The organism is Microbacterium sp. C5A9 (genome assembly GCF_022627955.1).
Lineage (GTDB): Bacteria > Actinomycetota > Actinomycetes > Actinomycetales > Microbacteriaceae > Microbacterium.
The window spans coordinates 351,367-370,508 of record NZ_JABXGD010000002.1; the positions used below are offsets into that span (position 1 = coordinate 351,367).

General features: G+C 67.5%; 17 protein-coding genes. 12 read left to right on the forward strand and 5 right to left on the reverse strand.

The window, feature by feature from the left end; translation table 11 throughout:
- Position 1 precedes the first annotated feature (1 nt).
- Positions 2-904, forward strand: coding sequence for a tyrosine recombinase XerC (locus HWD99_RS04915; RefSeq protein WP_241795123.1), 903 nt, complete (start codon positions 2-4; stop codon positions 902-904).
- A 57-nt stretch (positions 905-961) separates the two neighbouring features.
- Here HWD99_RS04915 and HWD99_RS04920 read toward each other — a convergent pair whose 3' ends face one another.
- The gene (locus HWD99_RS04920; RefSeq protein ID WP_241795124.1) at positions 962-1,498 is read right to left on the reverse strand and encodes a murein hydrolase activator EnvC; all 537 of its coding nucleotides are present in this window, start codon (positions 1,496-1,498) and stop codon (positions 962-964) included.
- A gap of 306 nt (positions 1,499-1,804) precedes the next feature.
- Between HWD99_RS04920 and rpsB the strand changes: the two genes are divergently transcribed.
- The 9 genes from rpsB (at position 1,805) to HWD99_RS04965 (ending at position 8,499) form a co-directional block, all read left to right on the forward strand.
- Complete coding sequence (rpsB, locus tag HWD99_RS04925; RefSeq protein WP_241795125.1) at positions 1,805-2,713, forward strand: 30S ribosomal protein S2; 909 nt, start codon at positions 1,805-1,807, stop codon at positions 2,711-2,713.
- Positions 2,714-2,755: 42 nt separating this feature from the next.
- A complete protein-coding gene (tsf, locus tag HWD99_RS04930; protein ID WP_241795126.1) occupies positions 2,756-3,583 on the forward strand; it encodes a translation elongation factor Ts in 828 nt (275 codons plus the stop codon).
- A 90-nt stretch (positions 3,584-3,673) separates the two neighbouring features.
- A complete protein-coding gene (pyrH, locus tag HWD99_RS04935; protein WP_241795127.1) occupies positions 3,674-4,390 on the forward strand; it encodes a UMP kinase in 717 nt (238 codons plus the stop codon).
- 66 nt (positions 4,391-4,456) lie between these two features.
- Positions 4,457-5,011, forward strand: coding sequence for a ribosome recycling factor (gene frr / locus HWD99_RS04940; protein WP_241795128.1), 555 nt, complete (start codon positions 4,457-4,459; stop codon positions 5,009-5,011).
- A gap of 5 nt (positions 5,012-5,016) precedes the next feature.
- On the forward strand, positions 5,017-6,156 hold the full coding sequence (locus HWD99_RS04945) for a phosphatidate cytidylyltransferase (protein WP_241795129.1): 1,140 nt from the start codon (positions 5,017-5,019) through the stop codon (positions 6,154-6,156).
- Positions 6,156-6,755: a DivIVA domain-containing protein gene (locus HWD99_RS04950; RefSeq protein WP_241795130.1), complete on the forward strand. Its 600-nt coding sequence runs from the start codon at positions 6,156-6,158 to the stop codon at positions 6,753-6,755. Before HWD99_RS04945 ends, HWD99_RS04950 begins: the two co-directional genes overlap by 1 nt.
- 47 nt (positions 6,756-6,802) lie before the next feature.
- Positions 6,803-7,486 (forward strand): transglycosylase SLT domain-containing protein, encoded by a 684-nt coding sequence (locus HWD99_RS04955; RefSeq protein WP_241795131.1) that lies wholly within the window; start codon positions 6,803-6,805, stop codon positions 7,484-7,486.
- Positions 7,487-7,495: 9 nt separating this feature from the next.
- Positions 7,496-7,783 carry a hypothetical protein gene (locus tag HWD99_RS04960; protein WP_241795132.1) on the forward strand — a complete coding sequence of 96 codons (288 nt, stop codon included), beginning with the start codon at positions 7,496-7,498 and terminating at the stop codon, positions 7,781-7,783.
- Positions 7,784-7,785: 2 nt separating this feature from the next.
- Complete coding sequence (locus HWD99_RS04965; protein ID WP_241795435.1) at positions 7,786-8,499, forward strand: alpha/beta hydrolase; 714 nt, start codon at positions 7,786-7,788, stop codon at positions 8,497-8,499.
- Here the strand turns inward: HWD99_RS04965 and HWD99_RS04970 are convergent.
- Complete coding sequence (locus tag HWD99_RS04970) at positions 8,496-9,557, reverse strand: AI-2E family transporter (protein WP_194763798.1); 1,062 nt, start codon at positions 9,555-9,557, stop codon at positions 8,496-8,498. The genes HWD99_RS04965 and HWD99_RS04970 overlap by 4 nt on opposite strands.
- A gap of 182 nt (positions 9,558-9,739) precedes the next feature.
- Between HWD99_RS04970 and HWD99_RS04975 the strand changes: the two genes are divergently transcribed.
- Positions 9,740-11,704 (forward strand): glycosyl transferase, encoded by a 1,965-nt coding sequence (locus HWD99_RS04975; RefSeq protein ID WP_241795133.1) that lies wholly within the window; start codon positions 9,740-9,742, stop codon positions 11,702-11,704.
- A complete protein-coding gene (locus HWD99_RS04980; protein ID WP_241795134.1) occupies positions 11,701-12,636 on the forward strand; it encodes a tetratricopeptide repeat protein in 936 nt (311 codons plus the stop codon). Before HWD99_RS04975 ends, HWD99_RS04980 begins: the two co-directional genes overlap by 4 nt.
- Before the next feature lie 15 nt (positions 12,637-12,651).
- On the opposite strand, the gene glgB is transcribed toward HWD99_RS04980, so the two are convergent.
- From glgB to glgX, 3 genes are read right to left on the reverse strand one after another with little or no spacing between them, the layout of a single operon-like run.
- Complete coding sequence (gene glgB / locus HWD99_RS04985) at positions 12,652-14,856, reverse strand: 1,4-alpha-glucan branching protein GlgB (protein ID WP_241795135.1); 2,205 nt, start codon at positions 14,854-14,856, stop codon at positions 12,652-12,654.
- Positions 14,853-16,997, reverse strand: a complete 2,145-nt coding sequence (locus tag HWD99_RS04990) for an alpha-1,4-glucan--maltose-1-phosphate maltosyltransferase (protein WP_374205449.1) — start codon at positions 16,995-16,997, stop codon at positions 14,853-14,855. Before HWD99_RS04990 ends, glgB begins: the two co-directional genes overlap by 4 nt.
- Positions 16,994-19,066, reverse strand: a complete 2,073-nt coding sequence (gene glgX, locus HWD99_RS04995; protein WP_241795136.1) for a glycogen debranching protein GlgX — start codon at positions 19,064-19,066, stop codon at positions 16,994-16,996. Before glgX ends, HWD99_RS04990 begins: the two co-directional genes overlap by 4 nt.
- Between the last annotated feature and the right edge of the window lie 76 nt (positions 19,067-19,142).

Here is a 19,142-nt window from a genome sequence, read left to right on the forward strand (position 1 = left end):
CATGGAGTTCCCGGTGGCCGCGGAGGCGTTCGCCGATCATCTCGAGAAGGTGCGTCGGCTGTCGAGCGCGACCGTGCGCGCCTATCGCTCGGATCTGCGGGACCTCGGCGCAGTCGTCGGAACAGCCGCACTCGACGATGTCGATCTCGAGACGCTCCGAGAGTGGCTGTGGCGTTCGACGCAGCGGGGGGATGCACGTTCGACGCTCGCCCGTCGAGCGGCTGCGGCGCGGTCCTTCTTCAGCTGGGCACAGGAGCAGGGACTGATCGAGCTCGATCCCAGCCTTCGACTCGTCGCGCCGAAGCGAGGTCGCACTCTGCCCACCGTCGCCTCGCAGGAGGCGATGAAGCGACTTCTCGACGCGCAGCGCGACGCGGCCGAGTCGGGGGACCCGATCGCCCTTCGAGACCACGGTGTCCTCGAGCTCCTCTACGGTGCGGGCATCCGCGTCTCAGAGCTGTGCGGGCTCGACGTCGATGACGTCGATCTCGATCGTGGGACCGCTCGGGTGCTCGGCAAGGGAGCGAAGGAGCGGGTCGTGCCGTTCGGGGCACCCGCGCGTGCGGCCATCGGGGCGTACCTGACGCGATCACGCCCGGCTCTGCTCGTGCGTTCGTCCACGACCACCAGCGCGCTGTTCCTGAGCACGCGCGGCGCGCGTATCGGATCCCGCGCGGTGTACACGGTGGTCGCGGAGGCGCTGTCCCCGTTCGTCGGCGCCGACACTGTGGGTCCGCACGCGCTCCGCCACACCGCGGCGACACACCTCCTCGACGGCGGCGCGGATCTCCGTGCGGTGCAGGAGATCCTCGGGCATGCGAGTCTCGGTACGACCCAGATCTACACCCATGTGTCCGCGGAGCGGCTGACGGCCACATATCGGCTCGCGCATCCACGCGCCTGAATCGCATCGCCACCCCTGTCGGCTGAATCGCGGCACGCCGGGAGGGCTCGTTCGCCGTCACAGCGTCTCGCAGCAGGGCAGCAGTACGGCACGGGGCACAGCGCCGAACAGCAGAAGCGGATTGAGATAGGCGCCGTCGAGACGGACGCCGAGATGCAGTGTTCCCGCGGCAGCGTGTCCACCGCGATCGACCGTGCCGATCGGATCTCCCGCCGAGACGGAGTCGCCGGGGGAGAGATCCGACAGGAGCGGTTCGAAGGTCGAGACATACCCTCCCGGATGCTCGATGGTGAGGAGCGGGCGGTCGACTACGGTGCCGCGGAAGGCCACGACCCCGGGAGCCGGTGCGCGGACAACTGCGGCTGTCCCTGCCGCGAGATCGACACCGCGATGGCCGGCCGCGTAGTCGTGTGCGGGGGCTCGATAGGGCGCCACGATGTCTCGGGGGCCTCCGACGGGCCACTCCCAGGTCGGAGAGGACGGGTCAGCGCCGGGCGGGGTCACGGCGTATGCGACCGAAGACGGGCTGATCGACAGGCTGAGGGCGGCGACCGCCAGGAGGCGGAGAGCGCGCATGCCGAGGGTGCTGTGCATCGAACGATCCTGCGTCATCCCCGCGACCCGATACCGGCACGTCGCTCGGTCGGGTCCATGGCGGGGGAGAGGTCGATCGACCGAGGCCCGGTGCAGAGCGAGTCCGGTTCCCGGATCCTGTATGCTGGACGAGCACCTCGATATCGGGGTGACTACGCGTGCCCAGAGCGACTTCAGTCGTGGCATCCACTCCCATAGGTCCTGTTCCCGAACAGGTGGGTGTGCGCCGGGCACCAGGGAGTCCGATCGTCCGATCGACTCGACAACCTCAACGACGCAGAATCGCGTCAGAACAAGGAGACGACCATGGCTGTGGTCACCATCCGCCAGCTGCTCGACAGCGGCGTGCACTTCGGACACCAGACCCGTCGGTGGAACCCGAAGGTCAAGCGCTTCATCCTCACGGAGCGCAGCGGCATCCACATCATCGACCTCCAGCAGTCGCTCGGCTACATCGACAAGGCCTACGACTTCGTCAAGGAGACCGTCGCGCACGGCGGCACGATCCTCTTCGTGGGCACCAAGAAGCAGGCGCAGGAGATCCTCGTCGAGCAGGCGACCCGCGTCGGTCAGCCCTACGTCAACCAGCGCTGGCTCGGTGGACTCCTCACCAACTTCTCCACCATCGCGAAGCGTCTCGCTCGCATGAAGGAGCTCGAGGAGCTCGACTACGAGAACCCCGCTGCGTCGGGCTTCACCAAGAAGGAGCTGCTCCTCAAGAAGCGCGAGCTCGACAAGCTGCACAAGTCGCTCGGCGGTATCCGCAACCTCACCAAGACGCCGTCCGCCCTCTGGGTCGTCGACGCCAAGCGTGAGCACCTCGCGATCGACGAGGCCAAGAAGCTCGGCATCCCCGTGATCGGAATCCTCGACACGAACGCCGACCCGGACGACTTCCAGTACCCGATCCCCGGCAACGACGACGCGATCCGCTCCGTCTCGCTGCTGACGCGCATCATCGCCGACGCTGCGGCCGAGGGCCTCCAGCAGAAGCACAACCCTGAGACGGGCGACGCAGAGCCGCTGGCCGACTGGGAGCGCGAGCTTCTCGAGGCTCCGGCTGAGGACGCTGCCGCTGAGGCACCTGCTGAGGACGCTGCTGCTGAGGCTCCGGCCGAGGACGCTGCCGCTGAGGCACCTGCCGCAGACGCCGAGGCCGCTGAGGCCCCCGCAGCAGAGGCCGCCGAGGCCCCCGCTGAGGCAGACGCCAAGTAATTCCGCGACCACCACACATCACGAAGCAAGGAGCCACCACACATGGCCAACTTCACCATCGCCGACCTCAAGGCGCTGCGTGAGCAGCTCGGCACGGGAATGGTCGACACCAAGAAGGCGCTCGAGGAGGCTGACGGAGACGTCGAGAAGGCCACCGAGATCCTGCGTCTCAAGGGTGCCAAGGGCAACGCGAAGCGCGCCGACCGTTCCACCAGCGAAGGACTCATCGTCGCTCGCGAGCAGGATGGCGCTGTGACGCTCATCGAGCTCGCCTGCGAGACGGACTTCGTCGCCAAGAACGAGCGCTTCATCGCGCTGGCCGACAAGGTCGCCGACGCCGTCGCCGCCGTGAAGGCCGACTCGGTCGAGGCCGGTCTCGCCGCTCAGGCAGGCGACAAGAGCGTCGAGCAGGTCATCTCGGAAGAGGCAGCGATCATCGGCGAGAAGGTCGAACTGCGCCGCGTGCGTACGATCTCCGGCGACAAGGTCGAGGTCTACCTGCACCGCACGAGCAAGGACCTGCCGCCGCAGATCGGTGTCGTCGTCGCCTACTCGGGTGACGACGCCGAGACCGCTCGCAGCATCGCGCAGCACATCTCGTTCGCGAACCCGTCGTACCTGTCCCGCGAGGACGTCCCGGCCGACGCCGTGGAGAAGGAACGCGAGATCGTCACCGAGATCTCCCGCAACGAGGGCAAGCCGGAGGCTGCTCTGCCCAAGATCGTCGAGGGTCGTGTCTCCGCGTTCATCAAGCAGGTCGCACTGCTCGAGCAGGACTACGCGAAGGACAACAAGCTGTCCGTCGCCCAGGTGGCGCAGAACGCCGGTCTCACCGTGACCGACTTCGCGCGCTTCAAGGTCGGCGCGTAACATCGTCGAAGGGGTTCGGATCCGCAGGATCCGAACCCCTTCTTCATGCCCAGAAGGCACTATCTTGAATGGGACGAGAGGACAATATCCATGACCGAACGCACCGGACGCCGCCGCGTCCTTCTGAAGCTCTCCGGCGAGGCGTTCGGCGCCGGCCAGCTCGGCGTCAACCCCGACGTGGTCAGCCAGATCGCCCGTGACATCGCAGCGGCGGTGGATCGCGTGGAGATCGCGATCGTCGTCGGCGGAGGCAACTTCTTCCGCGGCGCGGAGCTCAGCCAGCGAGGCATGGATCGTGGTCGGGCCGACTACATGGGGATGCTCGGGACCGTGATGAACGCCCTCGCCCTGCAGGACTTCCTCGAGCAGGCCGGTGCGCCCACCCGCGTGCAGTCGGCGATCTCCATGACCCAGGTCGCGGAGCCCTACATCCCGCTGCGCGCGGAGCGCCACATGGAGAAGGGCCGTGTCGTCATCTTCGGCGCCGGCGCGGGCCTGCCGTACTTCTCCACCGACACCGTCGCCGCCCAGCGTGCTCTCGAGATCGGCGCGCAGGAGGTGCTCGTCGCCAAGAACGGTGTCGACGCGATCTACACCGCCGACCCGAACAAGCACGCGGATGCCGAGCGGATCGAACGAGTCACGTATCGCGACGCCCTTCAGCAGGGTCTCAAGGTCGTGGATTCGACGGCGTTCAGCCTGTGCATGGACAACAACATGGACATGCGCGTCTTCGGCATGGAGCCCGTGGGCAATGTGACCCGCGCCCTCCTCGGCGAGCCCATCGGAACTCTCGTCACCGCCTGAGAGCCTCACCGGGCTCACGGGTCCGGCCCGATAGAATTTCCTCACACCCCGACGATAGGAGTCACCGTGATCGCGGATGTCCTCGCAGAAACCACTTCACGTATGGCCCGAGCGGTCGACGCCGCCAAGGAGGACTTCTCCACGGTGCGCACGGGGCGGGCGAACCCGCAGCTCTTCCAGAAGCTCCTCGTGGACTACTACGGAACGCCGACGCCGCTCGCTCAGCTCGCATCGCTCGCGAACCCCGAGGCCCGATCGCTGCTCATCACGCCGTACGACAAGTCGGCGCTCAAGGCTATCGAGCAGGCCGTGCGCGACATGCCGAACCTCGGTGCCAACCCGACGAACGACGGCAACATCGTCCGGGTGACGATGCCCGAGCTCACGGCTGATCGTCGCAAGGAGTACGTCAAGCTCGTCAAGGCGAAGGGTGAGGACGCGAAGGTCCACGTCCGCGGCATCCGTCGTAAGGCGAAGGACGAGCTCGATGCGCTCAAGAGCGATGTCGGCGAAGACGAGATCGCACGTGGCGAGAAGGAACTCGACGCACTCACGCGCCAGCACGTCGACCTCATCGACGACGCACTCAAGCGCAAAGAGGCTGAACTGCTCGAGGTGTAGGCGGGATGTCCGACGATTCCACCGGTGCTGGCGTCGACCAGCCCCCCACGCGCCGTGACGTGCGCGATTCGTCGGCGTCAACCGGCGGTGTTCCGCTTGCAGACGGCGCGGTTCCGGCGTTCGACACTGCGAACGTGCCGCCGCGTCCGCCGCTGCCGTCGCGCGATGTCCGGGCGGGGCTGTCGTCTCTCGACATCGCCGACCACAACGCGATCCGCGACCAGTGGCGCCTGGCGCGCGACGAGCTGGGCAGCCATGTGTCGAACGCGCGCGACCAGTTCGATCAGGCGAACGAGCGCATCAAGGAGCGGACCGGGCGCGATCTCGTGCTCGCGATCCTGATCGGCCTCGCCTTCGGCGGCGCTCTGCTCGCATCGCTGCTGTTCATCAAGGTCCTCTTCGTGCCGTTCGCTCTCGCGGCCGCGCTTCTCGGGGTGTACGAGCTCGCTCTCGCACTGCGCACGTCAGGCCGTCGTGTGGACGTGTGGCCGCAGCTCGGAGCAGCGGCTCTGCTGGTCCTCACGGCGTTCTTCGTCGACGTGTGGCTCGTCTGGGTGGTGCTGTTCATCGCCGTGGCGTTCGTGATCGTCTGGCGACTCGTCGCGCAGATGATCACGAAAGACGGTCGCACCTACGGTGACGTGCTCACCGATGCGGTGGTCGCGGGCTTCGTCCAGATCTACGTGCCTTTCCTCGCCGCCGTCGCGCTCATCCTGCTCAAGCAGGAGGGCGGACAGTGGTGGGTGCTCAGCTTCATCGCGATCGCCGTGGTCGCCGACACGGGGGCATACGCTGCGGGACTCGCATTCGGACGCCATCCGATGGCCCCACGGATCAGCCCCAAGAAGACCTGGGAGGGTTTCGGGGGTGCGGTGGTGGGGTCGATCACCGCCGGTGTGCTGCTGGCGATCTTCCTGCTCGGTCTGCCCTGGTGGATCGGCGTCATCTTCGGAATCGCTATCCTCCTGTCCGCGACTCTGGGCGACCTCGGCGAGTCCATGCTCAAGCGCGATCTCGGAATCAAGGACATGAGTTCCTGGCTTCCCGGTCACGGCGGTCTTCTCGATCGGCTCGACAGCATCCTGCCGTCGACCGTTCCGGCGCTGTGTCTCTACTTCCTCTTCTCCTCCTGGACGGTGCTGTGATGACTCCCGATGACGTAGCGACCGCAGACGGAGCAGCGGAGGACGGAGCCGTGCGCACGGCTCCTGCCTTCTCGCTCACGACCGGACGTGACCGGGGGTATCACCGCGCGGCCGTCGACACCTTCCTCGCAGCGGCGCGCGCCGCGTTCGAGAACTCGGACGGCGAGCTGACCGCGGCAGACGTCAGAATCGCCTCGTTCCCGCTCGTGAAGGACGGGTACGTCGTCGCCGAGGTGGATGCAGCGCTCGGCAGGGTCGAAGACGCGCTGGCCGCCCGCGAGCGTGACCAGGCCGTGCGCACTCGGGGCGCCGGGGTATGGGTCGATCAGGCACGTGGTGATGCGCAGGTCATCCTCGATCACCTCGCCCGCCCGCAGCGTCACCGCTTCGCCCGTACGAACGTGCTCACCTTCGGCTACCGTGTCGACGAGGTCGATCATGTCGCGGGACGCATCGTGAGGTACCTTCGCGACGGCGAGCCGCTCTCCGCGGAACAGCTCCGTTCCGCGGCGTTCCGCATGCAGCGCGGTGGATACCGCGAAGAGCAGGTCGACGCGCTTCTCGACGCCACCGTCGACGTGATCCTGGCTGTTCGCTGAACGTTCCCGTGGTCGAGCTGACGCTCACCCGGTAGACTTTCTCTATCGTGAACCCCCGAGACGACATGACCCTGAAGCGACAAGACGTGACGCCGGTCCGCACCGCGGCGGCTGTTTCCGCGCGCAAGGGATCGCGGAAGCGAGCGGCCGCCGGTGTCGTGAGCTCTCTGGCCGTCATCGGATTCGCCGCCGCCATGGTGGCTCCCACGGGTGTCGCTCTGGCGCAGCAGCCCGAGGAGGCGGCACCGGAGTCCGCCTACTCGCTGGCTCTCGCCGACACGCAGAACCTCACCGTCACGTCGGACGGCGCGGCGATCGCACCGGTCCAGCGCGGGACATTCACCGTCTATGTGACGCCGACACCCACGCCGACGCCGACTCCGACCGAGAAGTCGCCCTCGTCCTCGTCGCCGGGGAGCGGCGGAGGGGGCGGACCGCTGTTCTACACCGGCGGAGGTGCGCCGGCGGAATGGATGTCCGCGGCGGGCATCGCCGAGGGCGACTGGGGCTACGTCGACTACATCGTCTCTCGCGAGAGCGGCTGGAACCCGAACGCGACGAACAAGTCCTCGGGGGCGTGCGGACTCGTCCAGGCGCTGCCCTGCAGCAAGGTGCCCGGCAACGGGTACGACCCGGTCGACAACCTCCGCTGGGCGACGGGCTACGCCACCGGACGCTATGGCAGCTGGGCCGGCGCGCACGCGTTCTGGACGAAGAACCACTGGTGGTGAGCGGCGGTCATGCCCCGCTCACATCGCCGCCGTCAGACGCGCCCTGACTCCGAGGACTCCCTCGAACGCCTGCTCGCCTCCTGGAAGCGCACCGAGGTGCGCCGCGGTGTCGAGTGGACCGTGCAGCCGGTTTCCGCCGCGCAGGCTCAGAAGGAGTACAGCTGCCCCGGCTGCAGCCACATGATCGATCCCGGAACCGCTCACCTCGTCGCGTGGCGCGCGGACGGGGTGCTCGGAGACGCGGCGGATCTGGCGGCGCGCAGGCATTGGCACACACACTGTTGGAGGATGGCGTGAGCATCGAGATCCGAGGACCCCTCGAGCTGCCGGCGAGGCGCGAGAACATCGAACTGATGACCGCCGACGAGCTCACTCTCGTCGGAGAGCTCGCCGTGCCCGAGTCGACGGCTCCGGTCGCGACGCTGGTCACGCTCCACCCGCTGCCCACGGCCGGGGGGTTCATGGACTCGCACATCCTCCGCAAGGCCGCTGCTCGGCTCCCTGCCACCGCGGATCTCGCGGTGCTCCGGTTCAACACCCGAGGGACGAGTTCGCCGCGGGGCACGAGCGAGGGCGAATTCGACGGGGGAGCGGCCGAGCAGTTCGACGTCGCCGCGGCGATGGACTTCGTGCGCGAGCGTGGTCTGCCGCGCCCGTGGCTCGTCGGATGGTCGTTCGGAACGGAGCTCGCGCTCAAGTACGGTCGCGAGCACGAGATCGAGGGCATCATCCTCCTCTCGCCCCCTCTGCACCGCGCGACAGACGCCGACGTCGCCGCATGGGCCGACGCCGGAACGAAGGTCGTCATCCTCGTGCCGGAACTCGACGACTACCTGCGCCCGGACGAAGCCCGCACCCGGTTCGCGTCGATTCCGCACGCGACACTCATCGGGGTCGATGGCGGCAAGCACCTGTGGGTGGGGGAGACGCAGACGCGTCGCGTCCTGACGGAGATCGTCGCAGCGGTCAATCCTGCCGCTCTTCCGCTTCCCACCACCTGGCCGGCGGACTAGAGCTCGTTCATCCGCGGGATCAGCACCTGACGGTAGATGATCAGGATGCTGGCGGCCACGGGGATCGCGATGAGCGCGCCGAGGAGACCGAGCAGGCTCCCGCCCGCGAGAGCTGCCACGACGACGACTGCGCCGGGCACCGAGACCGCGCGGCTCATGATCCTCGGCGAGATGATGTACGCCTCGATCTGCATGTAGATCAAGTAGTAGATGCCCGCGGTGATGGCGATCGCCGGCGATCCGAGCCCGGGGATCAGGCAGACGAGCACGATGATCGTCGAACCGGTGAGCGTGCCGACCAGGGGGATCAGCGAGAAGAAGAATGCGATCACGGCGAGGACCGCCGGGAACGGGGCGTCGATGATCGTGAGGAAGATCATGCTCAGCACACCGTTGATCACACCCTGTGACACCTGGCCCATGACGTAGTAGCCGACGGAATCGGTGATCTGCTCGGCCAGGTCGATGAAGCGGTCGCGCTTGGATGCCGGTGCCAGCTGATAGACAGCGCGCTTGAGCGACGGCGTCGAGGCGGTGAGGTAGATCGTCAGGATCAGGACGATGAAGGCACCGAAGAGCCCGCTGACCACCGCGCCGCTGACGGCGAGCACGCCCTGCCCGATCGATCCGCCGATCTGAGCGACATTGGTCTCGAGCCAGTTGGCGACGTAGGCGAAGACCTCGTCGACCTTGAGATTCGGGAAGGTGTCGATCATCCACTCGCGCAGGTCGGGGAGGATCGTCCCGCGCTGGACGATGGCGGTGATCTGCACGATCAGCTGGGAGATCTGGTCGACGAGCACCGGAAGCACGATGAGCACGACCCCGGCGAACACACCCAGCACGGCCACGATCGTGATCAGGACGGCGAGCCAGCGCGGGAGCTTCCTGCGTTCGAGAAACGTGACGAGCGGATCCAGCCCGAGACTGAGGAACAGTGCCGTGCCGACGTACAGCAGCACGGTGGACAGGCTCTCGACGCTCCCGATCAGCAGGATCCCGAGGCCCACGCCGAGGGTCGCCACCAGCGCGGTGCGGAACGGGTTGTGGATCTTCATCACGGCTCCTCGGAAAAGCGGATGCTGCAAGGCTATCGACAGGCTCCTTCGTGGGCCGCCACGACGTGCCGCGCATGCGCTCCGGAACCACCTCGTGGGCAACACACAGGTGATTTTCGATAGTCTGAAATGTCGAGTGTTGCGCCTCGGGCGAGCGTCCAGGGCGCGTGAGGAGACTATTCGTGCGTTTCGTATGGGCCGTGGTGGCCTTCGTGCTGGCCGCGGGACTGATCGGTGCAGGCATCGCCCAGCGAACCATTTTCCAAGGGCCGGCGACCCAGAAGGTCGCGGTGGACGTCGCTGAACCCGCGCCTTTCGTGCTGATGGACGGCGACGTGCTGCGGGAGAACCCCGGAGCCCAGACCCTTCTGATCCGCGGGGACGGCGACATCTTCGCGGCATACGGTCGAACGGCCGACATGGAGGCCTGGCTCTCGGACACGGACTACAACCACGTCACGGCCGGATCCGACGGCGAGCTGGACGTGGAGTTCGTGGAGCCGACGGCCGACGCCGCTGCACCGGCGCCTGAGGAGACCCCGACCGACGGCGCTGCCGCCGAGACCCCGCCGGAGGGTGGCGAGGCCGCGGAGCCCGCAGGTCGCAACCCCGCAGGGTCTGACCTGTGGCTCGACTCCTTCTCCGACACGGACTCTCTGATCACCGACCTTCAGCTCCCCGAGGGTGTCAGCGTGCTGATCGCCTATGACGGCACCCAGGCTGCGCCCGACGACATCGTGGTGTCGTGGCCCCTCGACAACTCCACTCCTCTCGCGGGCCCCCTCATGGCGGCAGGCGCAGTGGTGCTGCTCGTCGGACTCGTCCTCTACGTGCTCGGCATCCGTCACCAGCGTCGTGGTCGCGGACCGCGACGCAAGGGTCCCGGACCCCTTCCCGTGACCGAGCCGATCGACCTCGCTCAGCTTCCGCCTGCGGAGCGCGCGGCGATCGAAGGCCCTGATTCGTCGGCGTCGCCCGATGCCGGCGAGGCAGACGAGCCGCAGTCGGAATCGGAGAACACGGAAGAGGCACGCCCTCGGTCCGACGGAGGGTCGAACGAGATGCGCACTCACGCGCCTGCGCGGCGACGTCGTCTGTTCGCGGTCCCGGCGATCGCACTCACGGCGTTGCTCGCGACCGGATGCTCCGCCGACTCCTGGCCGCAGTTCGGGGAGGGCACTCCGACTCCGACGCCCACCGCCACGGTGATCGCTCCGGACAACCAGAAGCCGCCGGCGGTGACCGAAGCTCAGGCGAAGCGGATCCTGCAGGATGCGACGGCCACGATCAGTGAAGCCGATGCTGCGATGGACATCGACCTCGCAGGGACTCGACTCGACGGTCCGGCGTTGACCGCGCGGACCACGGAGTATGCGCTTCGCACAGCCCTGCCCGAGACGACTCCGCCGGCTGCCATCCCGACGGACGACGTCGAGGTCGTGCTTCCCGAAGCGACGGATCGCTGGCCGCGCACGGTGCTCATGCTGTCGAAGAGCGAGGGCGACGACACCGTTCCCCCTGTCATCCTGACGATGACGCAGCAGGATCCGTGGTCGGCGTACAAGATCACGAACATGGCCGAGATGTCCGCTGATGCCGTGTTCCCCGATGTGGCAGCCGCGTGGCTCGGCACGTCGCTCGTGCCCGATGACTCGGCCTTCCTCAGCGTTCCGCCGGGAGAGCTCGCGGCGACGTTCGCCGACGTGGTCGATGCCGGCGAGCAGAGCGCCGCCTACGGTCTCTTCGACGACCTGGCGCTGAACCTCGCGAAGTCGATCCGCGACAGCCGACAGGCCGTGGTGCAGAACCTCGCGGACAACGGCGCCGCCGAGACGTCGCAGACGGCCTTCGACATCGCGCCGGCCGACTCTGCTCCGGTGTCTCTGACCACACTCGGCAGCGGTGCCATCGTGGCGGTGTCGCTCATCGACAACGAGACCGTGACTCCCACCTCGGCCGATGCGGTCATCCGCTTCGGTGAGAATGCCCAGGTCAAGGCCCTGACCGGTGTCACGGAGTCCGCCAAGGGCGTCACGACCCGTTACGAGTTCCAGCTGTTCTTCTCGGTCCCCGCTCAGGGATCGACCGAACAGATCCGACTCCTGGCCGTCCGTCAGGACCTTCTCTCCGCTGAGGTGCTCAAGTGACCGATATCTCTCCTGCGGCCCTTCGTGGCGCCGTCGACCTCTCCACCCTGCGCAACCGGCCGACGCCGCCTGCCGCCGGCGCGCCCGCGGCAGGCGGCGCCGTTCCCGACCTCGTGGTCGACGCCACGGACGAGACCTTCGGGCAGATCCTCGAGATCTCTCGTTCGGTGCCCGTGGTCGTCGATCTGTGGGCGGAGTGGTGTGGCCCGTGCAAGCAGCTCAGCCCGATCATCGAGAAGGTGACGCGTGAGCTCGGCGGCAAGGTCCTGCTCGCGAAGGTCGACGTGGACGCGAATCCGCAGCTCGCGCAGGGCTTCCGTGCCCAGTCGATCCCGATGGTGGTCGCGCTGATCGCCGGGCAGCCGGTTCCCATGTTCACCGGTGCCGTTCCCGAGCAGCAGGTGCGCGAAGTGTTCGCACAGCTCCTGCAGCTGGCCGCGCAGAACGGTGTCACCGGCACGATTCCCGTCGCTGGCGACGACGGCTCCGCAGGCGAGGATGCGCCGACCGAGCCTCCCATGCCGCCGCTGCATGCCGAGGCCTTCGCTGCCATCGAGGTCGGTGACTACACGGCCGCGATCGCCGCGTACGAGAAGGCGTTGGCAGAGAATCCCCGCGACGAGGATGCGATCGCTGGCCTGGGGCAGGTGCGTCTGCTCGATCGGGTTCAGAAGCTCGACCTGCACGAGGCGCGGGCGGCTGCCGCGGCCGCTCCGCTCGACCCCGAAGCCCAGTTCGCCGTCGCGGACCTCGATCTCGCCGGCGGTCACGTCGACGATGCGTTCGGCCGTCTTCTCGACCTGTTCGCACAGCTTCCCTCTGAGCAGCGCACGCCGGTGCGCGAGAGGCTCATCGAGCTGTTCGGCGTGATCGGAGCCGCCGACCCGCGTGTGGTGTCCGCACGCAATCGACTCTCGTCGCTCCTGTTCTGAGCAGCGTGCCGACGGTCAGCCGTGGCTGACCGTCGGCACGTGCGGGTCGCTCTCGTGACGCAGCCAGATCGTCGAGAGAGCGGGCAGTGTGATGGTCGACACCGCCGAGCCGTCGTCGCCACTGCGCGCGACGACCATGCCGAGGTTGCCTGACCCGCGGCCCCCGTACTCTGCGGCGTCCGTGTTGAGGATCTCGTGCCAGACCCCTTCACGGGGAAGGCTCAGCCGGTAGCCGGTGCGCTCGACCCCGGCGAAGTTGCTGATGACGACGACCCGGCCTCCGTGGGCGTCACGACGCTCGAACGCGATGATGTTCGGGTCCCAGGTGGGAGCACCGAGACGTGAGAAGCACGAGCCGTCGTTGTCGCGTTCCCACAGGGGCGACTGCGCGCGATAGGTGTGGTTGAGCTGTCCGACGAAGTCCTGCAGTTGCGCGTGCGAGGGCTGCTCGAGGAGCCACCAGTCGAGCTCGCGAGACTCTGACCACTCCGCGAGCTGACCGAACTCCTGCCCCATGAAGAGGAGCTTCTTGCCGGGGTGACCCCACATGTAGGCGAGATACGCTCGGACGTTCGCGAGCTTGTGCCAATGATCTCCCGGCATCTTCGCCAGCAGGCTGCCCTTGCCGTGCACGACCTCGTCGTGACTGATGGGGAGCAGGTAGTTCTCTCCGAACGCGTACACGAACGAGAACGTCATCTCGCCTTCGTGATGGGCGCGGTACACCGGATCCCGTTCGATGTACTGCAGCGAGTCGTTCATCCAGCCCATGTTCCACTTGAACCCGAAACCGAGTCCGGCGTGGTCCGTCGGCGCGGTGACGCCGGGGAAGCTCGTGGACTCCTCGGCGATCATGAGAACGCCGGGGTGCAGACGGTAGGCGGTGGCGTTGACCTCCTGGAGGAAGCGGATGGCTTCGAGATTCTCGCGCCCGCCATGGATGTTCGGTTCCCACTCGCCGTCGTTGCGGGAGTAGTCGAGATACAGCATCGATGCGACCGCATCGACGCGGAGTCCGTCGATATGGAACTCCTGCAGCCAGTACAGCGCGTTCGCGACGAGGAAGCCGCGCACTTCGGGGCGGCCGTAATCGAAGATCAGCGTGCCCCAGTCCTGGTGCTCGCCGCGTCGAGGGTCGGGGTGCTCGTAGAGCGGCTGCCCGTCGAACCTCGCGAGGGCGAACGCATCCTTCGGGAAATGCCCCGGTACCCAGTCCAAAAGCACACCGATGCCGGCCTGATGCAGGCGGTCGATCAGGTACCTCAGGTCGTCAGGACTTCCGAAGCGACTGGTCGGGGCGTAGTAGCCGCTGACCTGATAGCCCCAGGACCCCCCGAACGGATGCTCGGCGAGAGGCATGAACTCCACGTGCGTGAACCCGGCGTCCGTGACATGGGCGATGAGCTGATCGGCCGCGTCGCGATAGCCGAGACCGGCGCGCCAGGATCCGAGGTGCACCTCATAGACGGACAGCGGCTGCGCCACCGCATGCGTGGCTGCGCGCCGGGTCATCCAGGCGCCGTCCGACCAGGCGTAGGTGGACTGCGCGACCACCGATGCGGTCTCCGGCGGCACCTGCGCCGCCTGCGCCATGGGGTCGGCCTTGAAGATCCACGCGCCGTCGCGGGTCCTGATCTCGAACTTGTATGTGGTTCCCACCGTGACACCGGGGATGAACAGCTCCCAGATCCCGCTCACACCCATCGACCGCATGGCGTGCGCGTCGCCGTTCCAGCCGTTGTGGTCGCCTACGACGCGTACCGCGGTGGCGTTCGGTGCCCAGACCGCGAACGCCACGCCGTTCTCACCGTCGTGGACACGCGGGTGTGCTCCGAGAACCTCCCAGAGACGCTCATGGCGCCCCTCGGCGATCAGATGCAGGTCGATGTCGCCGAGGGTCGGGACGTGGCGGTACGGGTCTTCGCTGATCGTCTCCTCGTCTTCTCCGTACGCGGTCGCGAGGCGATACGGGACGGGCCCGCCCTCGTGCTGCGCCTCCCAGATGCCGTGCGCCGTGTGGTGGAGCTCGAGTCGTGTGCCGTCGCGGAAGACCGCGGCCACCGTGGTGGCGAGCGGCCGTCGAGCGCGGATGACGGTGACCGTGCGGTCGGTCGCATCGGTGTGCGGATGGGCGCCGAGCACCGAATGCGGATCGTGGTGCTCTCCTGCGGCGACCGCCGCCCAGTCCGACGACGCGGTCACATCTTCGACGTAGCTCATGCTCGTTCCCTCACCTTCAGGATGTGCACCGGCTCGGCGAACGCGTCGAGTCGCACATAGTTGTGGTCGGCCCAGGTCCAGACGTCTCCGGTGAGAAGGTCCTCGACCTCGAACGTCTCGCCGGGTGCCACACCCCACAGGGTGGTGTCGAGATGGACCGTCGTCTCGCGCACCGAATGCGGATCGACGTTGGCCACGACGATGATGGTGTCGGACGTGCCGGTGCCCGTGAAGGCGGCATCGAGATGCTTGCTGTAGACCAGCACCGCGTCGTCATCGCTCCAGTGCACCGACAGGTTGCGGAGCTGCCGGAGGGCAGGATGCGCTCGTCGGATCTCGTTCAGGCGGCGCAGGAGGGGGGCCAACGAGTCGCCCGCCGCTTCGGCGCCCTCCCAATCGCGGAACTTGAACTCGTACTTCTCGTTGTCGATGTTCTCTTCGGAGCCGGGACGGGCCACGTTCTCATAGAGCTCGTACCCCGCGTACACGCCGTACACCGGTGCAGCCGTGGCGCCGATGCACGCACGGATCCGGTACGCCGCGCGCCCGCCGAACTGCAGGTACTCGGTGAGGATGTCGTGGGTGTTCACGAACAGGTTCGGGCGCATGTAGTCGCTCGTCTCGTGCGACACGCTGGTGAGGAACTCCTCGAGCTCGGCCTTCGTGTTGCGCCACGTGAAGTAGCTGTAGCTCTGCTGGAATCCGACCGCGGCGAGCGCGCGCATGACGGCGGGGCGGGTGAAGGCCTCCGCGAGGAAGATCACGTCGGGATCGGCCGCGTTCACAGTGGCGATCAGCCACTCCCAGAACTGCAGGGGCTTGGTGTGAGGATTGTCGACGCGGAAGATCTTGACGCCTTCGCGTACCCAGTGCTGCACCACGCGCAGCATCTCCTGGTAGATCCCCTCCGGATCGTTGTCGAAGTTCAGCGGGTAGATGTCCTGGTACTTCTTCGGCGGGTTCTCGGCGTATGCGATGGTGCCGTCGGGAAGCGTCGTGAACCACTCCGGGTGCTCGGCGACCCAGGGGTGATCGGGCGACGCCTGGAGGGCGAGGTCGAGCGCCACCTCGAGGCCCTCGGCACGTGCCGCGCGTACGAAGGCCCGGAAGTCGGCCGGCTTGCCGAGTTCGGGGTGGATCGCATCGTGACCGCCCTCGGCCACTCCGATCGCATACGGCGAACCGGGATCACCGGGCTCGGTGACCAGGGTGTTGTTGCGCCCCTTGCGGTTCGTCGAGCCGATGGGATGGATCGGAACCAGGTAGATGACGTCGAAGCCCATCGCGGCGACGGCGGGCAGCCGTCTGGCGGCGGTGCGGAACGTGCCGCTCTTGATCGTGCCGTCCTTGAGGCGCTTCGCCCCTTCGGACCGGGGGAAGAACTCGTACCAGGCGCCGACACCGGCCGCAGTCCGCTCGACGTGCAGCGTGTGCGCGTCCGACGCGGAACGCAGGGTCGTCAGCGGTCGGTCGGCGAAGAAGCGGGCGAGCTCGGGATCGGTGGAGACAGCTGTCGTGATGGCGGCATCGCCGGTCGACAGCGAGGCGGCATCGGCGCTGAGACGCTTGCGCTGCGACAGCGGCCGGTCCTTCTCGGTCGCGGCACGAGTGAGGATCTCAGCCCCGAGCGCGGCCATCACCGGGACGTCGACCCCGGCGGCCACCTTCACCTCGGCGGCGTGCGCCCAGGTCGCGAAGTCGTCGGAGAACGCCTCGAATCGGAAAGTCCACTCGCCCTGGAGATCGATGGCGATCTCGGCGCTCCATCTGTCTGTGCCGTCGAGCCGCGGTGCGAGGCGGTGCAGAGACTCCTCACCCTCGGGAGAGGTCAACCGAAGCTGCACGCCGATCAGGTCATGCCCTTCCCGGAAGGCGACCACGCTGAAGGGGACGACCTCACCCACGAAGGCCTTCGGCGCGAATCCCCCCGGGACCGCGGGCGTCGCGTGGAGCAGCGGTATCCGTGTGGCCCGCAGGGGTCTTCCCTCGGACACTGCGCCGAGGGGGCGCAGGGGGATCTGAGCGGGACTCCGGAGAGCCTTCGGGCTGGTGTTGCTCGTGCGTGCGACCACCCCCCGAATGTACCGCGACCGCACCTCACCGGGTAGCGCGGCGGGCGGCTGCGGCGCGCCGCGCATCATTCCACGCGGAACAGTCGCATGGATGTGCCCGGGATGGGGAGGATGTCGCCGGGGGCGTAGGTCTCGCCCTCGGTCGTCGGCCTCTCATCGGCGCTGGACCACAGCGACACGAAGCGGGTCGCGTCCTCGAGTTCGTCGGGCAGGCGCACGTCGATCGGCGATTCCGTGCCGTGCACGATGAGGAGGATGCGGTTGGCCGCCTCACGGTCGGGCGTAGATGCGGCGACGTACTGCAGCGTGCGGTTCCCGGGATCCGTCCACTGCTCGCTCTCCATCGTCTCGCCGTTCTGATCGAACCAGTCCATGACGGAGGCGTTGGGGATGTGCTCGCCGAGTCGCGCATAGCGGCTCGGGCGCAGCGCCGGGTTCTCCGCGCGCAGGTGGATCAGCCGCGTCACGTGCGCACGCAGATCCTCCTGCCAGGGTTCCGGATCCCAGCCGAGCCAGGTCATCGCCGAGTCCTGCGCGTAGGCGTTGTTGTTCCCGCGCTGCGTGCGCCCGACCTCGTCGCCCGCGGTGAGCATCGGGATCCCTGCGGACAGCAGGAGGGTGCCCAGCAGGTTGCGCATCGCCTTTCGTCGAGCGGCGAGGATCGCGGGGTCGTCCGTGGGTCCCTCGATCCCGTGGTTGAAGGCGCGATTCATGTCGGCCCCGTCGCGGTTCTGCTCGCCGTTCGCCTCGTTGTGCTTGACGTCGTACGACACGAGGTCGTGCAGGGTGAAGCCGTCGTGGGCCGTCACGAAGTTGATGCTCGCGAGAGGGCCGCGCTCGTCAGCGAACGTGTTCGACGAGCCCGCGAGTCGTGTGGCGAAGCCGCCGATGCCGACCGGTGCGGAGGCTCGGCGTGCGTAGTCGATGTCGCTCAGCCAGAAGTTGCGGACGCGATCACGGTATCGGTCGTTCCACTCCAACCACCCCTTCGGGAAGTTGCCCGTCTGCCACCCGCCCAGACCCACATCCCAGGGCTCGGCGATGAGCTTCGTATCCCGGAGGACGGGATCGTTCGCGATCGCCGTGAGCAGGGGGTGCTCGGGGGTGTACGTGTGGGAGGCATCGCGCGCGATCGCGGTCGCGAGATCGAACCGGAACCCGTCGATCTGCATATCCTCGGCCCAGTAGCGCAGCGAATCGAGCACGAGACGCGCCCCGGCATCCGTGGAGGTGTCGAGCGTGTTGCCGCATCCGGTCGTGTCGATGTAGGCGCCAGAGGGGTCCTGCCGGTAGTAGCTCGCGTTGTCGATGCCGCGAAGGCTCGATCGCGGCCCCCCGAGTCCTTCCTCCGAGGTGTGGTTGTACACGACGTCGAGGATCACCTCGAGTCCTGCCTCGTGCAAAAGCCGCACCATGCCCTTGAACTCGGCGAGCACCGCTTCGGGGCCGCCCTTGCGCGCGTCCTCGGTCGCGTAGGCGTTGTGGGGTGTGAAGAAGTTGAGGGTGTTGTACCCCCAGTAGTTGGTGAGGCCGCGCTCGAGAAGACGGGGTTCCGGAACGAAGGCATGCACGGGGAGAAGCTCGATCGAGGTGATGCCCAGCTCGTGGAAGTACTCGATCATCGCCGGATGGGCGAGTCCGGCGTAGGTGCCGTGCAGAGCGGGCGGGACATCGGGCTGCCGCTTGGTCAGTCCCTTCAGATGCCCTTCGTAGATGACCGTCCGATCGAGGGGGATGCGTGGTTTGACCGAATCGCCCCAATCGAAGCCGTCGACGATGACGACGGACCGCCACTCCTCGTAGCCGTCGCCCTGGGCGAGACCCCGTGCGTAGGGATCGAGCAGGAGCGTCTCGGGGTTGAACGTGTTGCCGGGTCCGTGCGGGCCACCCACCCGGATGGCGTACCTCGTACCCGGTTGCAGCAAGTCGGTGGTGACCTCCCAGACGCCCCCGGGGAGGCGTTCGAGGTCGACCTGATCGGTCACCCAGTCCAGGTCCGTGGAGTCGAAGACGACGAGCTCGATGGACGACGCGTTCTGCGACCAGACGCGGAGGGTTCCGACGCCGTCGTGAAGGCGAACGCCGAGGTTGTCGAGTGCAGTACCGCCGGGCACGGTGATGTCTCGGATCGCGGGCATGAATACACCATAGGGGTCTGCGCTCTGGTCCCAGACCACGTCGCACTCAGTTCCACGCGCACCTCGGAGCCGGGAA

Coding starts and splice junctions, on each gene's coding strand:
- HWD99_RS04920 (WP_241795124.1), bottom strand. CDS start 1,498: ATGCACAGCACCCTCGGCATGCGCGCTCTCCGCCTCCTGGCGGTCGCC.
- HWD99_RS04960 (WP_241795132.1), top strand. CDS start 7,496: ATGCCCCGCTCACATCGCCGCCGTCAGACGCGCCCTGACTCCGAGGAC.
- HWD99_RS04990 (WP_374205449.1), bottom strand. CDS start 16,997: ATGATGCGCGGCGCGCCGCAGCCGCCCGCCGCGCTACCCGGTGAGGTG.
- pyrH (WP_241795127.1), top strand. CDS start 3,674: ATGACCGAACGCACCGGACGCCGCCGCGTCCTTCTGAAGCTCTCCGGC.
- rpsB (WP_241795125.1), top strand. CDS start 1,805: ATGGCTGTGGTCACCATCCGCCAGCTGCTCGACAGCGGCGTGCACTTC.
- glgB (WP_241795135.1), bottom strand. CDS start 14,856: ATGAGCTACGTCGAAGATGTGACCGCGTCGTCGGACTGGGCGGCGGTC.
- HWD99_RS04945 (WP_241795129.1), top strand. CDS start 5,017: ATGTCCGACGATTCCACCGGTGCTGGCGTCGACCAGCCCCCCACGCGC.
- glgX (WP_241795136.1), bottom strand. CDS start 19,066: ATGCCCGCGATCCGAGACATCACCGTGCCCGGCGGTACTGCACTCGAC.
- HWD99_RS04950 (WP_241795130.1), top strand. CDS start 6,156: ATGACTCCCGATGACGTAGCGACCGCAGACGGAGCAGCGGAGGACGGA.
- HWD99_RS04970 (WP_194763798.1), bottom strand. CDS start 9,557: ATGAAGATCCACAACCCGTTCCGCACCGCGCTGGTGGCGACCCTCGGC.
- HWD99_RS04915 (WP_241795123.1), top strand. CDS start 2: ATGGAGTTCCCGGTGGCCGCGGAGGCGTTCGCCGATCATCTCGAGAAG.
- tsf (WP_241795126.1), top strand. CDS start 2,756: ATGGCCAACTTCACCATCGCCGACCTCAAGGCGCTGCGTGAGCAGCTC.